2 protein-coding genes are annotated in these 2,519 nt (G+C 62.0%); both read right to left on the reverse strand.

Annotated features, from left to right (window positions below; translation table 11 throughout):
- Window positions 1-228: 228 nt before the first annotated feature.
- Window positions 229-489: a hypothetical protein gene (locus AC1DS6_RS42380; protein ID WP_045241193.1), complete on the reverse strand. Its 261-nt coding sequence runs from the start codon at window positions 487-489 to the stop codon at window positions 229-231.
- Window positions 490-974: 485 nt separating this feature from the next.
- Window positions 975-2,519: a sensor domain-containing diguanylate cyclase gene (locus AC1DS6_RS42385; RefSeq protein WP_441629621.1), complete on the reverse strand. Its 1,545-nt coding sequence runs from the start codon at window positions 2,517-2,519 to the stop codon at window positions 975-977.

Below are 2,519 nucleotides of genomic sequence, written 5' to 3' on the forward strand. Positions count from 1 at the left end.
TTGACGTTGACATTGACGTTGGCCACCGGGCCCAGTCCTTGCAGCCAGGAATTTCCGCCGCGCACCGCGGTCATGGACTTGCTGTCGAGTTCTTGGGTCAGGGCGAGGTCGCGCACGATGATGGATGGCATGGTGGTTCTCCTTGGCTTCACTGAATGACTTGAAATGTTCCTGAGTGGCTGGTTGGCAGCGGAGGTGGCGGGGCCGCCTCCGCGTCTGCCGGGCCGTTCAGCGATAGATGTTGTTTTGGGCGTTCTGGGTCGAGGTGACATGCGACTTGATGTCGTCGACGAAGGCCGCGTTGTTGCCATTCATGTTGGTGACGTTCTGCGTCTGGCCGATCAGTTGCGAAGCATTGAAGGTAGAGTCGATCTTGACCGCGCTGAACACGGGCAGGAAGGGCACGAAGCCGCCGCGCACGGCGCGCATGGCGCCGGCGTCGAGTTCTTCGGTGACGGACAGGTCCTTGATGGCGAGGGTGGTAGTCATGGCAATTCTCCTTGGGAGCGGTTGGGACTTGGGTTCGGTTGGTTCGAGCATTGTTTCTGCGCTCGGGAGGTACAAACGCATGGAGTGTGCCAAGGCGGGCCAGGTCAGCGTGAATCGCCCGCAAACGCAGGCGGGACGTGGGAAGAAATCTTTCGAGGCGGGGAAAATGGCGCCAGCGCACGGTGCGCGGTGGCTTTGGTCTGGCGGGCAAAAACCAACACAACAGACACCGGGTGTCTGCAATTACGCGACACGCCAGGCCCGCACATCGGAGCGCGGGACGCCGAGCGTCGGGCCCACGCGGCCACGCAGGCGCGTCAGGAGCAGGGCAAGCGTCAAAGCGATGCGCTCGCGCGGCAGTTGCAGGAGTTGCGTATCCAGTTCTCGACAGAGCCGGAAGCCCGGCGCCCGCGCCTAGGCGTGGCGCCTTGACCTCAGCAACTGGTTACTGGCCGGACGGGCCGGGCGCGGCTTTCTTTTACCCTCTAGCCGTCCTGGGCCGCGATTTTGGCCACGCTCCTTCGTGCTTCGTCCGCGGCGATGGCCACACGATTGCGCCCAGACGCCTTCGCCTCGTATAGCGCTTCGTCGCTTGCATTGAAGAAGACCCGCAGGCTAGCGAAACGCGCGCGGTCCTCTGCGATAGCCACACCGATGCTGACTGTAAGCACCTGGTTGGCGCTCCCCAAATTTGGGATCGCCAGGCTCTCGACTGCCGAGCGAATTTTCTCGGCCACGGCGATGGTGCCTTGCATGCCGGTGTTGGGCAACAGCACGGCGAATTCCTCGCCGCCGTAGCGGGCGGCATAGTCGCCAGGCCTGCGGATACTGTCGGCTATGCAGCGGGCAACCGCAGCCAGCGCATCGTCGCCGCCCGCGTGCCCGTAGTGGTCGTTGAAGTTCTTGAAATGATCGACATCGATCATGAGCAAGGACAAGGGCTGCTGGTTGCGCCATGCTCGGCGCCATTCAATGTCGGCGGCTTCATCCAGGGCGCGCCGGCTGCCGATACCCGTCAGGCCGTCCGTATTGACCATGAGCCGCAGGTGTTTTTCCATCGCCAGCCTGCGCCTGAACTGCCGGGAAATCAGCACCGAGAGCGCGATGAGCATGGCGTCGAGGGCAAGGATAAGCCCGCCGAACAGCCACGCCCTTTTGCGCCATTCCGCATAAACGTAGTCGGTCGACAGGCCAACGACAACCACGAGCGGGAAACCGGTAACGTGGTGGAAGTTATATAGACGTTCAGTGCCATCCAGTGCGGCAGTGCCGACATAGGATCCTTGCGAAGCTTGAGTAAGCGGAGCGAAGGACGGGCTGCTGGCAATGCTCCGCCCGATGGTGCTTGGCTCATACGGGCGCCGCATGAGAACGATGCCATCGTCCCGCAGCAGCGTGATGGTGCCCCCCGGGCCAAGCTTCGTCCCTTCGAACAGCCTCCTGAAGTAGTGGGTACGCAGCGTGCCGACGACGATGCCGGCAAAGCTGCCGTCTGCGTGCGACAACCTTCGGCTAAGGCCGATCGACTGGCCACCGTCCGTCAGGCGAGGCTGGAACGGCTGGCTGACATACAGTCCGGCAGTGGCCGAATCGCGATGCACCTTGAAGTAATCGCGGTCAGAAAGATTGACGGGACGGGGAGGGATCGAGCGGGAGTCGAGCACAAGGTGGCCTTGCTCGTCCGTCACCAGCAGGGAGCCCATGTCCGTTGCGGTTGTGGAACGGTCAAACAACACTAGCTGGCGGATGGCGGGAGGCAACCGGAGAATCTCGGGATCTTTGACGCCGTCGATTACGGAGTGCATCGACAGCTCATAGATTTCCAGATTGCGGGCGATATCGTGCTCCAGGATCAGCGAGAGATTGGCGGCCCCTTCCTGTGCGCGGGCATACGCGTCCTGGCGCATTTCATGGAGCGCACCGGCCCCTACGGCGGCAATGGCAACAGCAAGCACAAAGCTGCTGGCCACGAAAAGATTGAGGGATTTAAAGTTCACTTTTTGGCGCGGGCCAAGGTTATCCGGTTGCAT

Source organism: Cupriavidus sp. 05L310, assembly GCF_056398185.1.

What these genes read in the sequence shown, in the direction of transcription:
- AC1DS6_RS42380 (WP_045241193.1), bottom strand. Translation starts at nt 489, where the DNA reads ATGACTACCACCCTCGCCATCAAGGACCTGTCCGTCACCGAAGAACTC.
- AC1DS6_RS42385 (WP_441629621.1), bottom strand. Translation starts at nt 2,519, where the DNA reads ATGCAACCGGATAACCTTGGCCCGCGCCAAAAAGTGAACTTTAAATCC.